This is a genomic window from Pseudomonas sp. R28(2017), assembly GCF_002112505.1.
Lineage (GTDB): Bacteria > Pseudomonadota > Gammaproteobacteria > Pseudomonadales > Pseudomonadaceae > Aquipseudomonas.
In genome coordinates, this window is record NZ_NEHW01000005.1 from 321,701 (window position 1) to 338,677 (window position 16,977).

15 protein-coding genes are annotated in these 16,977 nt (G+C 63.2%); 6 read left to right on the forward strand and 9 right to left on the reverse strand.

The features are described from left to right. Window positions 1–132 precede the first annotated feature (132 nt). Window positions 133–864, reverse strand: a complete 732-nt coding sequence (locus tag CAF78_RS11595) for a GntR family transcriptional regulator (protein WP_085675369.1) — start codon at window positions 862–864, stop codon at window positions 133–135. Between the two features lie 151 nt (window positions 865–1,015). On the opposite strand from CAF78_RS11595, the gene CAF78_RS11600 reads away from it, so the two are divergent. Together CAF78_RS11600 and CAF78_RS11605 are read left to right on the forward strand one after the other, a co-directional pair. Continuing rightward, on the forward strand, window positions 1,016–2,194 hold the full coding sequence (locus CAF78_RS11600; protein WP_085675368.1) for an MFS transporter: 1,179 nt from the start codon (window positions 1,016–1,018) through the stop codon (window positions 2,192–2,194). A 205-nt stretch (window positions 2,195–2,399) separates the two neighbouring features. After that, window positions 2,400–5,876, forward strand: a complete 3,477-nt coding sequence (locus CAF78_RS11605; protein WP_085675367.1) for a hybrid sensor histidine kinase/response regulator — start codon at window positions 2,400–2,402, stop codon at window positions 5,874–5,876. On the opposite strand, the gene rmuC is transcribed toward CAF78_RS11605, so the two are convergent. Both rmuC and CAF78_RS11615 read right to left on the reverse strand, forming a co-directional pair. Next, a complete protein-coding gene (gene rmuC, locus CAF78_RS11610; RefSeq protein ID WP_177408528.1) occupies window positions 5,848–7,221 on the reverse strand; it encodes a DNA recombination protein RmuC in 1,374 nt (457 codons plus the stop codon). The two genes, CAF78_RS11605 and rmuC, sit on opposite strands and share 29 nt — an antisense overlap. 154 nt (window positions 7,222–7,375) lie before the next feature. Next, window positions 7,376–7,735, reverse strand: coding sequence for a sel1 repeat family protein (locus tag CAF78_RS11615; protein ID WP_085675365.1), 360 nt, complete (start codon window positions 7,733–7,735; stop codon window positions 7,376–7,378). Between the two features lie 957 nt (window positions 7,736–8,692). Between CAF78_RS11615 and CAF78_RS11620 the strand changes: the two genes are divergently transcribed. The 3 genes from CAF78_RS11620 to CAF78_RS11630 all read left to right on the forward strand — a co-directional run bounded on the left by CAF78_RS11620 (window position 8,693) and on the right by CAF78_RS11630 (window position 11,060). Beyond that, a complete protein-coding gene (locus tag CAF78_RS11620) occupies window positions 8,693–8,917 on the forward strand; it encodes a hypothetical protein (protein WP_012313162.1) in 225 nt (74 codons plus the stop codon). A gap of 248 nt (window positions 8,918–9,165) precedes the next feature. Continuing rightward, window positions 9,166–9,648 (forward strand): hypothetical protein, encoded by a 483-nt coding sequence (locus tag CAF78_RS11625; protein WP_085675364.1) that lies wholly within the window; start codon window positions 9,166–9,168, stop codon window positions 9,646–9,648. 146 nt (window positions 9,649–9,794) lie between these two features. Next, window positions 9,795–11,060: an OmpP1/FadL family transporter gene (locus tag CAF78_RS11630; RefSeq protein WP_085675363.1), complete on the forward strand. Its 1,266-nt coding sequence runs from the start codon at window positions 9,795–9,797 to the stop codon at window positions 11,058–11,060. Between the two features lie 42 nt (window positions 11,061–11,102). On the opposite strand, the gene CAF78_RS11635 is transcribed toward CAF78_RS11630, so the two are convergent. Beyond that, window positions 11,103–12,032 carry a LysR family transcriptional regulator gene (locus tag CAF78_RS11635; RefSeq protein WP_085675362.1) on the reverse strand — a complete coding sequence of 310 codons (930 nt, stop codon included), beginning with the start codon at window positions 12,030–12,032 and terminating at the stop codon, window positions 11,103–11,105. A gap of 113 nt (window positions 12,033–12,145) precedes the next feature. Here CAF78_RS11635 and CAF78_RS11640 point away from each other — a divergent pair, with 113 nt between their 5' ends. Beyond that, window positions 12,146–12,406, forward strand: coding sequence for a DUF2798 domain-containing protein (locus tag CAF78_RS11640; RefSeq protein ID WP_085675361.1), 261 nt, complete (start codon window positions 12,146–12,148; stop codon window positions 12,404–12,406). Between the two features lie 845 nt (window positions 12,407–13,251). Here the strand turns inward: CAF78_RS11640 and CAF78_RS11645 are convergent. From CAF78_RS11645 to CAF78_RS11660, 5 genes are all read right to left on the reverse strand, one after another. After that, window positions 13,252–13,803 (reverse strand): glutathione peroxidase, encoded by a 552-nt coding sequence (locus CAF78_RS11645; protein ID WP_085675360.1) that lies wholly within the window; start codon window positions 13,801–13,803, stop codon window positions 13,252–13,254. Between the two features lie 46 nt (window positions 13,804–13,849). Next, a complete protein-coding gene (locus tag CAF78_RS28735; RefSeq protein ID WP_256573870.1) occupies window positions 13,850–13,972 on the reverse strand; it encodes a hypothetical protein in 123 nt (40 codons plus the stop codon). After that, a complete protein-coding gene (locus CAF78_RS11650; RefSeq protein WP_085675359.1) occupies window positions 13,969–15,171 on the reverse strand; it encodes an MFS transporter in 1,203 nt (400 codons plus the stop codon). Before CAF78_RS11650 ends, CAF78_RS28735 begins: the two co-directional genes overlap by 4 nt. 63 nt (window positions 15,172–15,234) lie before the next feature. Further along, window positions 15,235–15,639, reverse strand: a complete 405-nt coding sequence (locus CAF78_RS11655; protein ID WP_085675358.1) for a MarR family winged helix-turn-helix transcriptional regulator — start codon at window positions 15,637–15,639, stop codon at window positions 15,235–15,237. 42 nt (window positions 15,640–15,681) lie between these two features. After that, window positions 15,682–16,794 carry a glycoside hydrolase family 5 protein gene (locus tag CAF78_RS11660; protein ID WP_371856894.1) on the reverse strand — a complete coding sequence of 371 codons (1,113 nt, stop codon included), beginning with the start codon at window positions 16,792–16,794 and terminating at the stop codon, window positions 15,682–15,684. Between the last annotated feature and the right edge of the window lie 183 nt (window positions 16,795–16,977).

The window sequence follows — 16,977 nt, forward strand, 5'->3', positions numbered from 1 at the left end:
TCCTTCTTAGTCGTGTGTGTTGCGGCCAGGCGTGCCGAAGCGCTTGGCACGCTGGCGACCGGGCAGGCGAAGCCACTGCGCCGTGGCAGAACGGCGCAGACGGGTGAAAGGCGAAACGGCCGGGTTAACGGCTCAGCGAATGTCGACGCGGTAGCGGAAGTGCTGCGCGTGGCCGCGCGAGCGGCGCCATTCCAGAGGTTTGCCGGCGTAATCACGGGCCAGGCGCTCGATCACCACCACCGGGCTGTCGGCCGGCAGTTGCAACAAGCGCCCATGGGCCGCATCCACCGCTTCGGCGGTCAGGGTCTCTTCGGCGTAGGCGACCACCTGGCCGCACAGTTCCTCGTAGATCGGGTACAGCAACGGGCCTTTGCTTTGCAGCTCGACGTCGAGCAGCGGCTGGAAGGTCTGGCGCGGCAGCCAGATCTCTTCGGCGAGCACCGGTTGGGCGCCGAGCAGGCGGGTACGAACGATGCGAATGACCTCGGCCTCGGCGGCCAGGCCCAGGGCTTGGGCAACGGCCGAGGGTGCCGGTACCGGCTCGATGGAAAGGATGCGGCTTTCTGGCATCACCCGCTCGCCGGTGGCGGTCTCGAAGCGGAAGAAGCGGAACAGCGAAGACTGGAACTGCGGGCGGCGGATGAAGGTGCCTCGGCCCTGCTGGCGCTCCAGCACACCTTCGGCGACCAGCACATCGACGGCCTTGCGCACGGTGCCGACGGACATGTCGAACTCGGTGGCCAGCGCCGCTTCGGTCGGAATGGCCTCGCCCGGACGCCAGCGGTTGTTGGCGATCTGCTCGATCAGGTGATCGCGCAGCTGTTGATAGCGTGGCAGTCGAGCATCACCGGACAGTGGGTGCATGGGTCGGCTCTCGTCTTGTTATGTAAACATATATATGAATTTTTTCGAGAGTATTCCCGGTGGCTGGCGGGCTGTCAATCCTCCGCTGGTCGCCGCTGCCGGCCTCACTTATGCTCAGGCATCGGAAAACACCCACAACAAGGACGTGGAAATGCTCGCCGCCCTCAAAGGCTACCCCACCAGCGTCCGCCTGCTGCTGGCCACCACCTTCACCCTCACTGTCGCTCGGGCCATCACCCTGCCCTACCTGGTGGTCTACCTGGCCGACAACTTCCAGCTGTCGGTCGGCCAGATCGGCCTGCTGATCGGTGGCGCGCTGATCGTTGCCTCGCTGCTGAGCCTGTACGGCGGGCACCTGGTCGACACCGTGCGCAATCACACCTTGGTCAGCGCCAGCACGCTGGTCTTTGCCCTGGCCTTCGTGGCCGCCATCGCCGGCCGATCGGCGTTGTTGTTTTTCCTTTGCCTGGTGCTGATCAACCTGGCCCTGGCGGTGGTCGACATCGCCGCCAAGGCCGGCTTCTGCGCGCTGCTGCCGGTGGAGCAACGGGCCGAGGTGTTCGCCATCAAGTACACCCTGAGCAACGTCGGCTATGCCGTCGGCCCGCTGCTCGGCGTGGCCATGCTGGAGCTGGACGATCACCTGCCTTTCATTGCCTCGGCGCTGACTGGCCTGGGCATGTGCCTGGCTTACTGGCGACTTGGCGACCGTGGGTTACAGGCCAGCGCCCAGGAGCAGCCAAGTGCCGGGTTCGCCCAGGTGGCGCTGGGGCTGGCGCGTGATCGTCGGCTGGTGTGCTTCACCTTGGGTGGCGTACTGAGTGCGGTGGTGTTCGGCCAGTTCACCGCCTACCTGTCGCAGTACCTGGTGGTGACCAGCAGCGCCAGCGAGGCAGCGCGGCTGGTCGGCTACCTGGTGACCACCAACGCGGTCACGGTGATCGCCCTGCAGTACCTGATCGGCCGGCGCATCGGCCGCCAGCAGCTGATGCCCTGGCTGCTGGCCGGCATGGCGCTGTTCATTGCCGGATTGCTGGGCTTTGCCATGGCCGGATCGGTAATGGCCTGGTGCCTGGCGATGCTGGTGTTCACCCTTGGGGAGATCATCGTCATACCCGCCGAGTACATGTTCATCGACCTGATTGCCCCGGAGCACCTGCGTGGGGTGTATTACGGGGCGCAGAACCTGTCCAACCTCGGTGCGGCGCTGGGTCCGGTGTTGGTGGGGTTCGCTCTGGGGCGGTGGTGGCCGGGGGTGATCTTCTACCTGCTGGTGATGTCGGTGATACTGGCAGGGGTGTTCTACTGGCTGGGAACCCGCAAAGGTTGATGTTGCCTGTGCCGACCTCTTCGCGGGCACCTCAAGGCTTGCAATGAACCTGTGGGAGCGGGCGTGCCCGCGAAGAGGCCGGCACAGGACGAAGCGGTACCTGCGACGACGCGCCGCTGCGACCATCGTCGGCGCTGACGAACCGCCGCCCGCGTGCCAGACTGATTGATCGGGACCGCGTTATCCTTTTTGCTCCGGAGTTTTCATGTCGTTGTCCAGCGGGCTGATCGCCGTGGTCGCCCTGGCCTATATGGCCGTCATGTTCGCCATCGCCTTTTACGGCGACCGCCGCAGCACGCCGTTGCCGCCGCGTCTGCGTGCGTGGGTGTACAGCCTGTCGCTGGCGGTGTACTGCACCAGCTGGACGTTCTTCGGCGCGGTCGGCCAGGCCGCCGAACAGCTCTGGGCGTTCCTGCCGATCTACCTCGGGCCGATCCTGCTGCTGATCTTCGCGCCGTGGGTGCTGCAGAAGATGGTGCTGATCAGCAAGCAGCAGAACATCACCTCGATCGCCGACTTCATCGCTGCGCGCTACGGCAAGTCGCAGTCCCTGGCGGTGGTGGTGGCGCTGATCTGCCTGGTCGGCGTGCTGCCTTACATCGCCCTGCAGCTCAAAGGCATCGTGCTCGGCGTCAACCTGCTGATCGGCGCCAACGCCGACGCCACCGGCACCCGCGTGCAGGACACCGCGCTGGTGGTGTCGCTGGTGCTGGCGCTGTTCGCCATCGTCTTCGGCACGCGCAGCCTGGACGTCACCGAGCACCACCGTGGCATGGTCCTGGCCATCGCCTTCGAGTCACTGATCAAGCTGCTGGCGTTCCTTGCCGTGGGCGTGTTCGTGGTGTTCAACCTGTACGATGGCTTCGACGACCTGTTGACCCAGGCGCGCCAGTCGGTGCAGCTGGACAGCTACTGGCAGGAGACCATCAACTGGCCGTCGATGGTGGTGCAGACCGCCGTGGCGATGATGGCGATCATCTGCCTGCCACGGCAGTTCCACGTCACCGTGGTGGAAAACATCGAACCCCAGGACATGCGCCTGGCGCGCTGGGTATTCCCGCTGTACCTGGCCCTGGCCGCACTGTTCGTGGTGCCGATCGCCCTGGCCGGGCAGATGCTGCTGCCCGGCACGGTAATTTCCGATTCCTTCGTCATCAGCCTGCCGCTGGCCGAAGCGCACCCGAGCCTGGCCCTGCTGGCCTTCATCGGCGGTGCTTCGGCCGCTACCGGCATGGTCATCGTAGAGGCCGTGGCGTTGTCGACCATGGTCTCCAACGACATGCTGCTGCCCTGGCTACTGCGCCGCACCAACGCCGAGCGGCCGTTCGAGGCATTCCGCCACTGGATGCTGTCGGTGCGCCGGGTGACCATCGTGGTGATCCTGCTGCTGGCCTATGTCAGCTACCGCCTGCTCGGCTCCACCGCGAGCCTGGCGACCATCGGCCAGATTGCCTTCGCCGCCGTCACCCAGCTGACCCCGGCCATGCTCGGCGCGCTGTACTGGAAGCAGGCCAACCGCCGTGGCGTGTTCGCCGGCCTGGCGGCGGGCATCTTCCTGTGGTTCTACACCCTGGTGCTGCCGATCATCGCCCACAGCCTGGGCCTGTCACTGGGGCTGTTCCCCGGCCTGGCCTGGCTGCACGGCAACCCGCTCGACCTGCCGATCAGCCCCCTGACCCAGGGCGTGGTGCTGTCATTGGCGGGCAACTTCACCTTGTTCGTTTGGGTGTCGATGCTGTCGCGTACCCGCGTGTCGGAACACTGGCAGGCCGGGCGCTTCATCGGCCAGCAGACCAGCGCCCGGCCCAGCAGCAAACCGCTGCTGGCGGTACAGATCGATGACCTGCTCAACCTGGCCTCGCGCTTCGTCGGCGAGGAACGTGCGCGGCAGAGCTTCATCCGCTTCGCCTACCGCCAGGGCAAGGGCTTCAACCCCAACCAGAACGCCGACGGCGACTGGATCGAACACACCGAGCGCCTGCTCGCCGGCGTGCTGGGCAGCTCTTCGACCCGCGCCGTGGTCAAGGCGGCCATCGAAGGCCGCGACATGCAGCTCGAAGACGTGGTGCGCATCGCCGACGAAGCCAGCGAGGTGCTGCAGTTCAACCGCGCCCTGCTGCAGGGCGCCATCGAGAACATCAACCAGGGCATCAGCGTGGTCGACCAGAACCTGCACCTGGTGGCCTGGAACCGCCGTTACCTGGAGCTGTTCAACTACCCCGACGGGCTGATCAGCGTCGGCCGGCCGATCGCCGACATCATCCGCTACAACGCCGAGCGCGGCCTGTGCGGCCCGGGCGAGGCACAAGTTCATGTGGCGCGGCGCCTGCACTGGATGCGCCAGGGGCGCGCGCACTCTTCCGAACGGCTGTTCCCCAATGGCCGGGTGATCGAGTTGATCGGCAACCCGATGCCCGGTGGCGGCTTCGTCATGAGCTTCACCGACATCACCCCGTTCCGCGAAGCCGAACAGGCGCTGCGCGACGCCAACGAGGGGCTGGAGCAGCGCGTGGCCGAACGGACCCATGAGTTGTCGCAGCTCAACCAGGCACTCTCGGAAGCCAAGAGCCAGGCCGAAGCGGTCAGCAAGTCCAAAACCCGCTTCCTCGCGGCGGTCAGCCATGACCTGATGCAGCCGCTGAACGCGGCACGGCTGTTCTCCGCCGCCCTGTCGCAACAGGCCGAAGGCATGAACGAAGAGGCCCAGCAGCTGGTGCAGCACATGGACAGCTCGCTGCGCTCGGCCGAGGAGCTGATCAGTGACCTGCTGGACATCTCGCGCCTGGAAAACGGCAAGATCACCCCCGACGCCAAACCGTTCGCCCTCAACGAACTGTTCGACACCCTCGGTGCCGAGTTCAAGGTGCTGGCGGCCGAAAAGGGCCTGGAGTTCCGCCTGCGCGGCAGCCGCCTGCGGGTCGACAGCGACATGAAGCTGCTGCGCCGGGTGTTGCAGAACTTCCTCACCAATGCCCTGCGCTACGGCAAGAGCCCGATCCTGCTGGGGGTACGCCGCCAGGGCGAGCACCTGTGGCTGGAGGTATGGGACCGTGGCCCGGGCATTGCCGACGACAAGCTGCAGGTGATTTTCCAGGAGTTCAAGCGCCTGGACAGCCACCAGACCCGCGCCGAAAAAGGCCTGGGCCTGGGCCTGGCGATCGCCGACGGCCTGTGCCGGGTGCTCGGCCACACGCTGGAAGTACGCTCGTGGCCCGGCAAAGGCACAGTGTTCCGGGTCAAGGTACCGATTGCCCACCAGGCGGTGGCGGCGCCGAGCGCCCCGGTGGAAGCTGCGAGCCAGCCACTGGCCGGCTTGCAGGTGCTGTGCGTGGACAACGAAGACAGCATCCTGATCGGCATGAACAGCCTGCTCAGCCGCTGGGGCTGCCAGGTGTGGACCGCACGCAACCGCGCCGAATGCGAAGCACTGCTGGCCAAGGGCATGCGCCCGCACCTGGCGCTGGTGGACTTCCACCTGGACGACGGCGAAACCGGCACCGGACTGATGGGCTGGCTACGTGCGCGCCTGGGCGAGCCGGTGCCCGGCGTGGTGATCAGTGCCGACGGCAGCAAGGAAACCTTGGCCACCGTGCATGCCGCGGGCCTGGACTACCTGGCCAAACCGGTGAAGCCGGCAGCCTTGCGCGCGCTGCTCAATCGCCATCTGAGCCTGGTTCAGTAACGGCTTCGTCAGCCAGTGCTTCGTCCGCGAGTGCCCGCTCCAGCAGCTCGGCCGGCAGGCTCTTGCTGGCGCGGGCGCCGAGCAGCTTGAGCTGCTCGCTGCGGCTGACCAGGTTGCCGCGCCCTTCGCACAGTTTGTTGCGCGCTGCGGCGTAGGCCTTGTCGACCTGTTGCAGGCGGTTGCCCAGTTCGTCCAGGTCCTGAATGAACAGCACGAACTTGTCGTACAGCCACCCGGCGCGCTCGGCGATCTCACGGGCGTTCTGGCCCTGGCGCTCCTGCTTCCACAGGCTGTCGATGACCCGCAGGGTGGCCAGCAAGGTGGTCGGGCTGACGATCACGATCTGCCGGTCGAACGCTTCCTGGAACAGGTTGGGTTCGGCCTGCAAGGCCGCCGAGAAGGCCGCCTCGATGGGCACGAACAGCAGTACGAAATCCAGGCTGTGCAGGCCTTCGAGGCGGTTGTAGTCCTTGCTCGACAGGCCTTTGACGTGGTTGCGCAGCGATTGCACGTGCTGCTTGAGTGAGGCTTCGTCGTTGCTGCCGACAAATTGCTGGTACGCGGTGAGGCTGACCTTGGCATCGACCACCACCTGCTTGTCACCGGGCAGCATGATCAGCACGTCAGGCTGGAAGCGCTCGCCATCGGCGCTCTTCAGGCTGACCTGGGTCTGGTACTCGCGGCCTTTCTCCAGGCCGGCATGCTCCAGCACCCGCTCCAGAATCAACTCGCCCCAGTTGCCCTGGGTCTTCTGGCCCTTGAGTGCCTGGGTGAGGTTGGTGGCTTCGTCGGACAGGCGCAGGTTGAGCTGCTGCAGGCGCTCCAGCTCCTTGCCCAGTGAGAAGCGCTCGCGGGCTTCCTGCTGGTAGCTTTCCTCGACGCGCTTTTCGAAGGCCTGGATACGCTCCTTGAGCGGGTCGAGCAACTGGCCCAGGTGCTGCTGGCTGGTCTGGGCGAAGCGCTGCTCGCGCTCGTCGAAGATTTTCGTGGCCAGGTCGGCGAACTGGGCGCGCAGGGTGTCGCGGGCCTCCTGGAGGTCTTCCAGGCGCTGCTGATGGCTGTCCTGTTGCTCTCGCAGTTCGGCCTCCAGGCGCGCAGCCTGGGCCTCAAGACGGCGCAGTTCGGCTTCGCGCGTGGCGCGCTCGAGGTGCCAGGCGTGGGCGGCATCTCGGGCATTGTCGCGGTCGATCTGCAGCAGCTCCAGTTCACGGCCCTGGGCGGCCAGCTGGGTCTGCTTGAGGGTGTTGGCTTCGCTGAGGTCGCTCACCTCGTCGCGGCTGGCATCCAGTTGCGCCTGCAGGCCGGTCAGGGCCAGTTGCGCACTGCCCAGACGCTCTTCGAGCAGGGCCTGCTCGCCCTGACGCGCGCCCTGGCGGCGCTGCACCTGCATGACCCAACCCAGGCAAGGCAAGGCCCCTGCCACCAAGCCCAGCAGAATGCTGGTCAGATCCACTGCCATGCTTACCCCGATCACAGTATTGCGAATTGAGTGCAGCTTATCAGTCTGCCGGGGCGGGCGCCTGTTCCGACGCATCGGCCTGGAACAGCCGCGCATACTCCAGCTGCGCGCGCCGGTCCCCGGCCCGCGCCGCCTGACGCAGTAGCTCATGGCCAATGCGACGGTCGCGGGCATTGCCGCATTCGCGGCAGAGCATCTGCCCCAACCGGCTCTGCGCCACCACCACGCCTTCGCGCGCAGGCTGCTTGAGCAGGTGCCCGGCGATGTGCTTGACCTGTTGCTTGTCACCCAGGCGCGGGTTGTCGAGCAGCCAGAGGGCCACTTTCAGGGAAAAGCGTTTGGGCGAGGAGGCTGACGAGGCAACAGCGGGGCTGGCGAGGGGTTTACCGCGAAACTTCATGACCGATCAGGGATGGCAACTCGAAAGGCGCGCCACTCTACTCCTTTTTTTCGTGCATGACCTGTCGATTTCTGGAGGATTGAAATTTTTTTTCGATGATTTTTTCTTGACGTTTTCGAGTGGGTGACTGGCTGGTCGGCCGGTGCCTGTCGATTGTCGGACAGTTCTCTGATTTGCTGGCACGCCCGTCCTAGAGCAAGCGCTCGGGACAATCCACAGTTCCTGTGGATAACTCGGTGGACAACCCCTTCAATGAGCCCGCAAACCCCCGTGAAATGGGGCCTACAGTCAAACTGACGATTTTTTCACCAGCAAAAATTAGTGTTTTTTTTCATTGACTTAACGTGCCAGTCAAGTCATTGGCGAGCCTGAACGGGGCTGTTGCCGAGCTGTTACAAGTCATGCCACGAATGTGAACAAGTGCACCGAAAGCCTGCGTTTGGATGCACGAAATTGGCACATCGGGCCGGTTGGAGGCCAGTTGCCCCCTCTTCACATCGTGCGAAAGACACGCCATACTGCGCGGCTCGCCTGAAGAAACGTGCAACGCTTGCAATGGCCGCACATTTTCGGTAAGGTGCGCTCCGTTAGTACCCAAGCTGAAAGTCAATTCTGGCCACAAGCGTCCTTGCAGCCCACTCGCTCTCCCGAACGACCGCTGCTGAAACCAGGACCGGCCCACTCGATGATTCCCTCGCCAGCCCAGCGCTGTTCAAGCACGAATCAACCGGAAGATTGATCAGGATTCCACCCCGATGGCCTAGAACCTTGGCCCCGGCGTGCTGCCTGCCTTCTGAAGTACCTACCAGTCAGCCCAAGCGCCCACACATTGATTGCGCTCTCTCTGGCTGCCCTGTTCCAGTCAGGTTCGTTCGTCCCTTAATAAAGGCGTCACTGGAACGTTTCTATCATGCACGGATCATAACCCCCGTGTTTAAAGCAGGAACATCCAACAATATGCAAACTCATCATCAAATTCAGGCTGCCATTGGCACCCTCTCCCAGGCCTTCTCGCCGTTGAAGTGTCTGATCACCGCCCCACGCAAGGGCAACTTCAGTTTCACCCTGGTGGACGAACACGGCGTCGCCTGCCACACCGAACGCCTGTACCCCGAGCAGTACAGCCGCTCGGAACCGCTGCAGGCCGTGATCGCCCGCACCCGCCAATCGCTCACCGCGTGAGTGGCGAATACCGTGGCATTCAAGGCCTGAATGGCACCGGCCGCGAGCTGCCTGATCGTTCTTGGCCTAATTGCCGCAGGGCATATAGCGCCGTGAAGCAGGCAGCAATCGATTTAAAAACAGCCCTTTACACCACGATTATCACACTACACTTCAACTCGAGCGGCCCTTGCCGCTTCCGGCGGGCCTGACCAATCACCAGCTGCCAAGCTCCAGCGCCCGTCGGCCCTTTACTGCTCGAGGGCATCATGGGTATCGCGGCGAATGAATTGTGTCAGTATGTGATCCGACCAACGCTGGTCTATCTGAATCGTCACTGCGCCAGCGCCGAGGCCCTTCTGCTGGGTATCGCGGCCAGCCAATCGGCACTCGGTTCAGCCTTGCACGACCGCCGTGGCCACGGCCTGTACCGCATTGGCGAAAGCCGTCACCAGGCTGTCTGGGACCACTTCCTTGCCCGTGACCCGGAGCTGGCCAGCCTGGTACGTGGCCTGGCCAGCCAGCACGCCTTCCTCGGCGGGCCGCACCTGGAACTCACGGTGAACCTGCGCTACTCCACCGCCATCGCCTGGATGCTCATCGAAGAGCAATCCACACCGCTGCCAGCGGCAGACGACCTGCTCGGCCTGGCACGCATCTGGCGGCAGATTTTCCACCCCCAAGGTCGCCTGCGCGACTTCACTCAGGCCTGGCAACTGTGCGTTGAGCAGAAATTGCCACAGGCATCTTAAGAAGCGTCCTACACCATTACCGGAAAAAAGGGAATTTTGGTCGGATTGTCCTACAAAACCGCTCTATCTCCTGTGATTCAGGCTATAGCGCGGCGCGTGATTTGTTGGTAGCTTTTCGCCCCGGAGATCCCAAGGAGTTTCTAATAATGAAAAAAGCAATGCTCAAAACCTCCCTCGGCGTAGCCGTTGCCCTGGCATCCAGCCAACTGTTCGCTGCCGGCTTCGCCCTCAACGAGCAAAGCATCAGCGGCATGGGGACGGGTTTCGCGGGTCGTTCTTCCGCTGCCGATGATGCCAGCACGGTTTATGGCAACCCTGCCGGCATGTCCCGCCTGAAGCGCCAGCAAGTGACCGTAGGGGGCGCAGCAGTCATCGCCAAGACCGACATCTCGGGCCCGGGCAGCAGCCCGCTGCCAGGAGAAACCGACGGTGACATGGTGCCAACGGTAGGGGTACCGATGGGCTACTACGTCAAGCCGCTCGATGAGCACTGGAGCGTCGGCTTCGGTGTCTACGTACCGTTCGGCCTGGTAACCGACTACGGCAGCGGCGACGCCGCACGCTACTGGGGCAAGAAGAGCCACGTCGAGGTCATCACCTTCCAGCCAACCGTCAGCTACGCCTTCAACGACGTGGTTTCGATCGGTTTCGGCCCGACCATCAACAAAATCAAGGGCGAGCTGGGGTCGAACACCATCAACCCGCGTTCTCCTGGCGTCAATGACGGCGAAGTGAAGATCAAGGGCGACGACACTGCCGTCGGCTACAACATCGGTATCCTGGTTCAGGCCACTGATCGCACCCGCCTCGGCCTGACCTACCATTCGATGGTCGACTACAAGCTCGAAGGCAATACCAAGATCAACAACGCCCTGATCGGGCCGTTCAGCGGCAGCAAGTTCGACGCGACGCTGAAGATCAAGACCCCTGAGTCGGTGGACTTCTCGGTCACCCACGAACTGGATGACCACTGGACCTTGTACGCAGGCAGCACCTGGACCCGCTGGAGCCGCCTTAAGGACATCACCGTCAACAACGAAGTCCCGGCACCGCTGGCAGCCCAGTTCGGCACCATCAGCGAGGAGCAGAACTGGCACGACACCTGGGCGCACGCCATTGGCGCGTCCTACAAGGTCAACAAGGAGTGGGTGCTGCGTACCGGCTTCTCCGTCGACCAGTCGCCAACCAACAACACCGACCGCTCGCCACGCATCCCTACGGGTGATCGCAAGGCAATCAGCATCGGTGCCGGTTACAGCCCAACCGACGACATGACCATCGACGTGGCCTATTCCTACCTGTGGGAAGAGGACACCAAGGTCAACCTGGCAAGCCCGACCAAGGGTCGTTACCAGGCCAAGTACGAGAACAGCGCTCACGGTATCGGTGCTTCGCTCACCTACCGTTTCTGATTCGTATCTGCTCTGTGAGAAACCGCCCTCGTGGCGGTTTTTTCATGCCCGCACTTGCCAGGCATCGCCCAAGGCATCGCGCAGGTAGCCCATGAATGCGCGCACTTTCGCGGTCATGGCGAAACGGTCTGCCACGCACAGGTAGATATCCATCGGCTCGGTCTGTGCATAGGCCTGGCCGCGGTCGCTGCATTCGAACAGCGGCACCAGCGCCCCCGAGGCCAGATGCGGCCTGACGATGAACTCGGCCAAGCGGGTGATTCCACCGTCGTTGAGGGCCATCTGGGTCAGCGCGTCGATGTCGTCACTGATCAATACAGTGCCAAATTCCGCCTCGAAGCGCATGCCGTCGCGCACGAACCCCCAACGCAGGAATCGGCCGTCCACCGGGTAACGGAAAACCAGGCAGCGATGATCACGCAACACTTCGGGCGTGGTCGGCCGGCCACTGCTGGCGAGGTAACCCGGTGACGCGCAGCAGATGAACGGGATACGGGCGATGTGCCGCGCCAGCAGTTGGTCTTCCAGTTGCGGGGTGATGCGCAAGCTGACGTCCACGTCTTCGCGGGCGTGATTGACCTTGCGATCAGTCGTTACCAATTCTATCGAAAGCAGCGGATAGCGGGCACTGAAGGCCGGGATCAGCGGTGCCAGCACGTGGCGACCGAACGCGGACGTCGAGGCGATGCACAGCCGCCCCTGGGGTTCACTGTCGGGCGTGGTGATCGCTTGTTCGGCAAGGGCCAGGTCGCGCTCGATGTGCCTGACCCGTTCATAGTACTGGGTACCGGCAGGCGTGAGTGCCATGCTGCGGGTGGTGCGGCTGAGCAGACGCACCTGCAGATGCCCTTCAAGCCGCGCCAGGTTCTGGCTGACCGCCGCCGGGCTGAGACCGAGGTTGCGGGCGCCAGCGGCGATGCTGCCGGCTTCGACCACCTTGATGAAGCTGCGGATGGCGTTGAGCAGATCCATGGCGAGCTCTTCGATTCGTAATAATCTCTTTATAAAGAACTCAATCGAGCGGGTCTACAGCCGCTGCCGGGGCATTGCTAACCTGCGCCCTCAGCCAACCGTCAGGAGATCGCATGAGCAATCTGTCCCACACGCGCAGCCGGCGCAAACTTCGCCCGAGCGCTACGCCGTACGTGTTCGCGTTCTACATGTCTTCGATCATGGCACTGCTGATGTGCTTCGTGATCACAGCGGCGAATGCCGGAGTGAACCCGGAATACCTGAGCAATGTGCTGAAGGCCTACCAGCTGGCGATGCCAGTGGCATTCGTGTGCGTACTGATGGTGAGGCCGGTAGTGCTGAAACTGGTAGCAATCACAGTGCACCCACACTGACCGCCCTGCCTGGCTCTTGCTCTGATTTTGCTTTTGCTTTTGCTTTTGCTTTTGCTTTTGCTTTGCTTTTGCTTTGCTTCTAAGCGCGCGGTAGTTCAGGCGACGCAGAGTGCGACTTCAGGAGGCCGAACGCAGGCGTCTGGAGGGCCAGGGTGCGTAGCACCCCTTCGGCGTAGCCGAAGGCGCGAGATGTAGACTTGCGCAGCAAGTCGTAGGCCGCGCGGGCCCGGAAGGCGCCGGAGTGAGGGGACCCCGGAGCGCAGCGCAGGGGCCGGATGATGGGAGCCGGGGTTTTTGGTTACTTTTTGCCCAGTCAAAAAGTAACCCGCCGTAAGGGCGGAAAGGTGACTGTGCGTCGTCATCGCAAATGAATGCGCTCGTAATAATCAAAACTACCGCATTCGAGCTTTTGGCTTTTGGCTTTTGGCTTTTGGCTTTTGGCTTTTAAAAGTGGGCTTTCAGATCAGGTTTACATTCATTCGCCATGGAGGCGCTGAATCACCTTTTCGCCTTTACGGCGACCTACTTTTTGACTGGGCAAAAAGTAGGCAAAAACCCCCGCTCCCATCATCCGGCCCCTACGCTGCGCTCCGGGGTCCCCTCACTCCGGCGCCTTCCGGGCCCGCGCGGCCTACGACTTGCTGCGCAAGTCTACATCTCGCGCCTTCGGCTGCGCCGAAGGGGTGCTGCGCACCCTGGCCCTCCAGACGCCTGCGTTCGGCCTCCTGAAGTCGCACTCTGCGTCGCCTGGACTACCGCGCACTTAGAAGCAAAAGCAGAGCAAAAGCGAAAAGCGAAAAGCGAAAAGCGAAAAGCGAAAAGCGAAAAGCGAAAAGCCGGCGTTACTATGGGTGTGAAGCTATCGCTTTCTCGATCGCGGCCCTGAAGGCGGGATCATCGGGCTTGGTCAGGCTCGAGAAGTTGCCGATCACCTTGCCCTTGCGATCCACCACGTACTTGTAGAAATTCCACTTCGGCGCGCTGCTCTGCTTCGCCAGCTCGGCGAACAGCGGTATCGCATCCTTGCCGCGCACCGCCTGGGTCTTGGTCATGGTGAAGGTCACACCGTAGTTGGCGTAGCAGACCTTGGCCGTCTTTTCGCTATCGGCGTCTTCCTGCTTGAAGTCGTTGGACGGCACACCGAGCATTTCCAGCCCCTGCTCGTGGTACTCCTTGTAGGTCGCTTCCAGCCCCTCGAACTGCGGCGCGAAACCGCAATAGCTGGCCGTGTTGACCACCACCAGCGGTTTACCGGCAAAGCGCTCGCACAAGTCGACCTGCTCCTTGCCACGCAACTCGGGCAAGCTGCCCTGCAACACCGCCGGGCAATCGGCAGCCCAGCTGGAACTGGCGGCCAGTAGCGCCAGCAACGGCATCGTCAACCAATGAGCACGCATCGTTCATACCTCCTGCAAGACAATCCTTGAACTTGCAGGGTAGCGCTTAACAAACGCTCATGCCCAGCTGCATCAATGCCAACCCGCCCCGCTGCCAGCCCCACCATACCAATGCCAGCAACACCGCCACGGCCGCCAGCAACAGCCCGCGGACCAGGTAGCGGTTCATGCCGCTTGCGCCTGCAAACGGGCGACCGGGCGTTCACGTACCGGCCAGTTGAGCGCAGCAGCCAGCAGGCTGAGCAGAATCGAAATCTGCCAGACCAGGTCATAGTTGCCGGTCTGGTCGTACACCACGCCACCCAACCAGCCACCCAGGAATGCGCCCAGCTGGTGGAACAGGAAGACGATGCCACCCAGCATCGATAGGTTGCGCACGCCAAATACCGTGGCCACGGTGCCGTTGGTCAAAGGGACGGTGGAAAGCCACAGCAGGCCCATGGCAATACCAAACAGGTAGGCACTGACCTGAGTCACCGGCGCCCACAGGAACAGGGCGATCACCACTGCCCGCAGCAAATACAGCGCGGTGAGCAGGCGCGGCTTGGACATTCGCCCACCCAGCCAGCCAGCGGTGTAGGTACCGACGATGTTGAACAACCCGACCAGCGCCAGCACCGTCGTGCCGGTGGTCGCGGGCAGATGCTGGTCGACCAGGTAAGCCGGCAGATGCACGCCAATGAATACCACCTGGAAGCCGCAGACGAAGAAGCCCAGGGCAAGCAACCAGAAGCCGGAGTGCGAGCACGCCTCGCGCAGGGCCTGCCCCAGCGTCTGCTCCACCCCATGACTGGGCAGCGGACGATCACGCAGCAGGCCGACAAAGGGCACGATCAGCGCCACCAGCAAGCCAAGCACCAACAGCGCCGAGGACCACCCCAGCCATTCGATCAGGCCGAGGGTACCGGGGAGCATGGCGAATTGGCCGAAGGAGCCGGCGGCGCTGGCGATGCCCATGGCCATGCTGCGTTTTTCCGCCGGGACGGCACGGCCGACCACACCGAGGATGACCGAGAACGAGGTGCCAGACAGACCGATCCCGATCAACAGGCCGGCGCTGAGCGACAGCGACCAGGCCGAGTCGGCGGTACTCATCAGCAGCAGGCCAGCGGCATAGAGTATGCCGCCGATGATCACCACCCGCGCCGCGCCAAGGCGGTCGGCCAGCGCGCCGGCAAACGGCTGCGCCAGCCCCCAGATCAGGTTCTGCAGGGCAATGGCGAAGGCGAACACTTCACGGCCCCAGCCAAAATCGGCGCTCATCGGCGCCAGGAACAAGCCGAAACCGTGCCGCACACCCAGGGATAGCGCCAGGATCAACGCTGCCCCCACAAGTACCCACCCGCTGGTTCGCCACACCGAAGTCATTGTCGTTATCTCCAGCACATCGCAAGGTTGTACGGGTATATACCCGCTTTTAGTCGTAATGAATCAGGCAAGCCGCTCCAGCAAGCGCACAAGCTCGTCACGCTGCCCTTGGCCCAGCTGCTCGACCAGCGTCAACTGCGCCTGCTCCCAGGCGGGATGGGCCGCTTGCAAACGTGCCGCGCCCGCCTCGGTCAGCAATACCACGCGGTTGCGCTGATCGTCGCCGTCGGCCAGGGCCACCAGGCCTTCGGCTTCCAGCACCCGCAAGTTGCGGCCCAAGGTGCTGCGCTCCAGGCCCATGGCCTCGGCCAGCGAGGTGATACTGGGGCGATCGAGCCGCTGCAGGTGGCGCAACAGGGAAAACTGAGCGACGTTGATGCCGAAGCCGGCAAGGGCCTCGTCATAATGCCGGCTCACCCCTCGGGCGGCACGACGCAGGTGGGTGCAGATGCATTCACTGGTCAACATGATTACGTGTATATACCCGCACCCATGTTGTTGCAAGAGATTTCAATCCGCCAGGCGACGCCGAATCGGCTCGAATTCCGCGGTGGCCTCGCGTGCAAGCGGGTCGGGCGCACCTTGCTCGATTGCCTGCCAGTAACGCCATGGCACCTTGGCCGACCCCAGTTCGTAGTCCATGCCATCCCAGTTGTCTTCACGGAAGCTGTAGAACGCCCAGTGCAGGCGATGACGATCCATCACCGAAAGCACATCCTCCAGGTATTCGCTGCAACCAGGCAGCCGGCGCATGCACCCGAATTCACCCACGACCAGCCGGGAATGCGGCAGCTTCATGCGTGCCATCCAGGCCAGCGGCAGGTTCAGATACTGCCGAACCCGTTCGGCATCCCACTGCTGTACCTCACCACCGAACAGCGCCGGGCCGGGGTAAGGGATGGGCTCCTTGCGCAGCAGGTTCGGCGCGCTGGTGGCCGAATAGGGCTCGTACATGTGCACGCTGTAAAGCACGCGGTCATCCTGCAATGGCGCCTGCCAGTAACCGAAGGCATCAGCGCTGGCGTACCAACCCGCATCGACCATGACTGGGGTCTTGGCATCCACTTCGCGAATCGCCGCTATCAATTGGGTGTAGAGCGCAGGCAGGTCACGCGCCCCGCCCCGCGCCGATGCGTACCATTGCTGCATGCGCTCAGCCGAAGCATGCTCAGGCAGGCCACCAGATTTCTCGGGGGCAGGCTCGTTGATCAGGTTATAGGCGGCGACGGCAGGGTGGTCTTTCAGCGCCTGGGCCAGGTCTCGCCAGAAGCGAGCCGCTTGCTGGGCATAGCCGTTGCCCTGCCACAGACGGTCATCGAACTGCCCCTGGTTGTTTTGCGACCAGCGCATGCCAGGTAGCGATAGCGGTGCAATGACCACCTTCAGCCCTGCCCTGTGCGCGCGATCAAGGGTATCGCGCAATTGCTTGAGATCGGCGGCGGGCAGCTGCTCGTAGCGGTCTGCGCTGCCCAACAGGAAATCACGCTGCGCGGGCTTCCACTTGTCATAGGACAGCCGCACCCAGCTCGCACCGTAGCCACGCAACGCATCGAAGTACGCCTGGTCCGGCGGCAAGCGGTTGAAGCTGTTGCCGCCATGGCGCGGGGTGCTCCAGAACTCGATCAGGTCGGCTGCCGTAACGGGGCTGGTGGTGGCCAGCAAGAGGGCCATCAGGAATGCTCGCATGCGCTATGCCTTGGCGGTGAAGGAGAAAGCACGAGCTTAGGCAAATGCGCGAACAGCGTCATTTGCCGAATATTTGCAGGAATTTACTGCCAATTGCCGACACGATTAAATCAAAAGAAA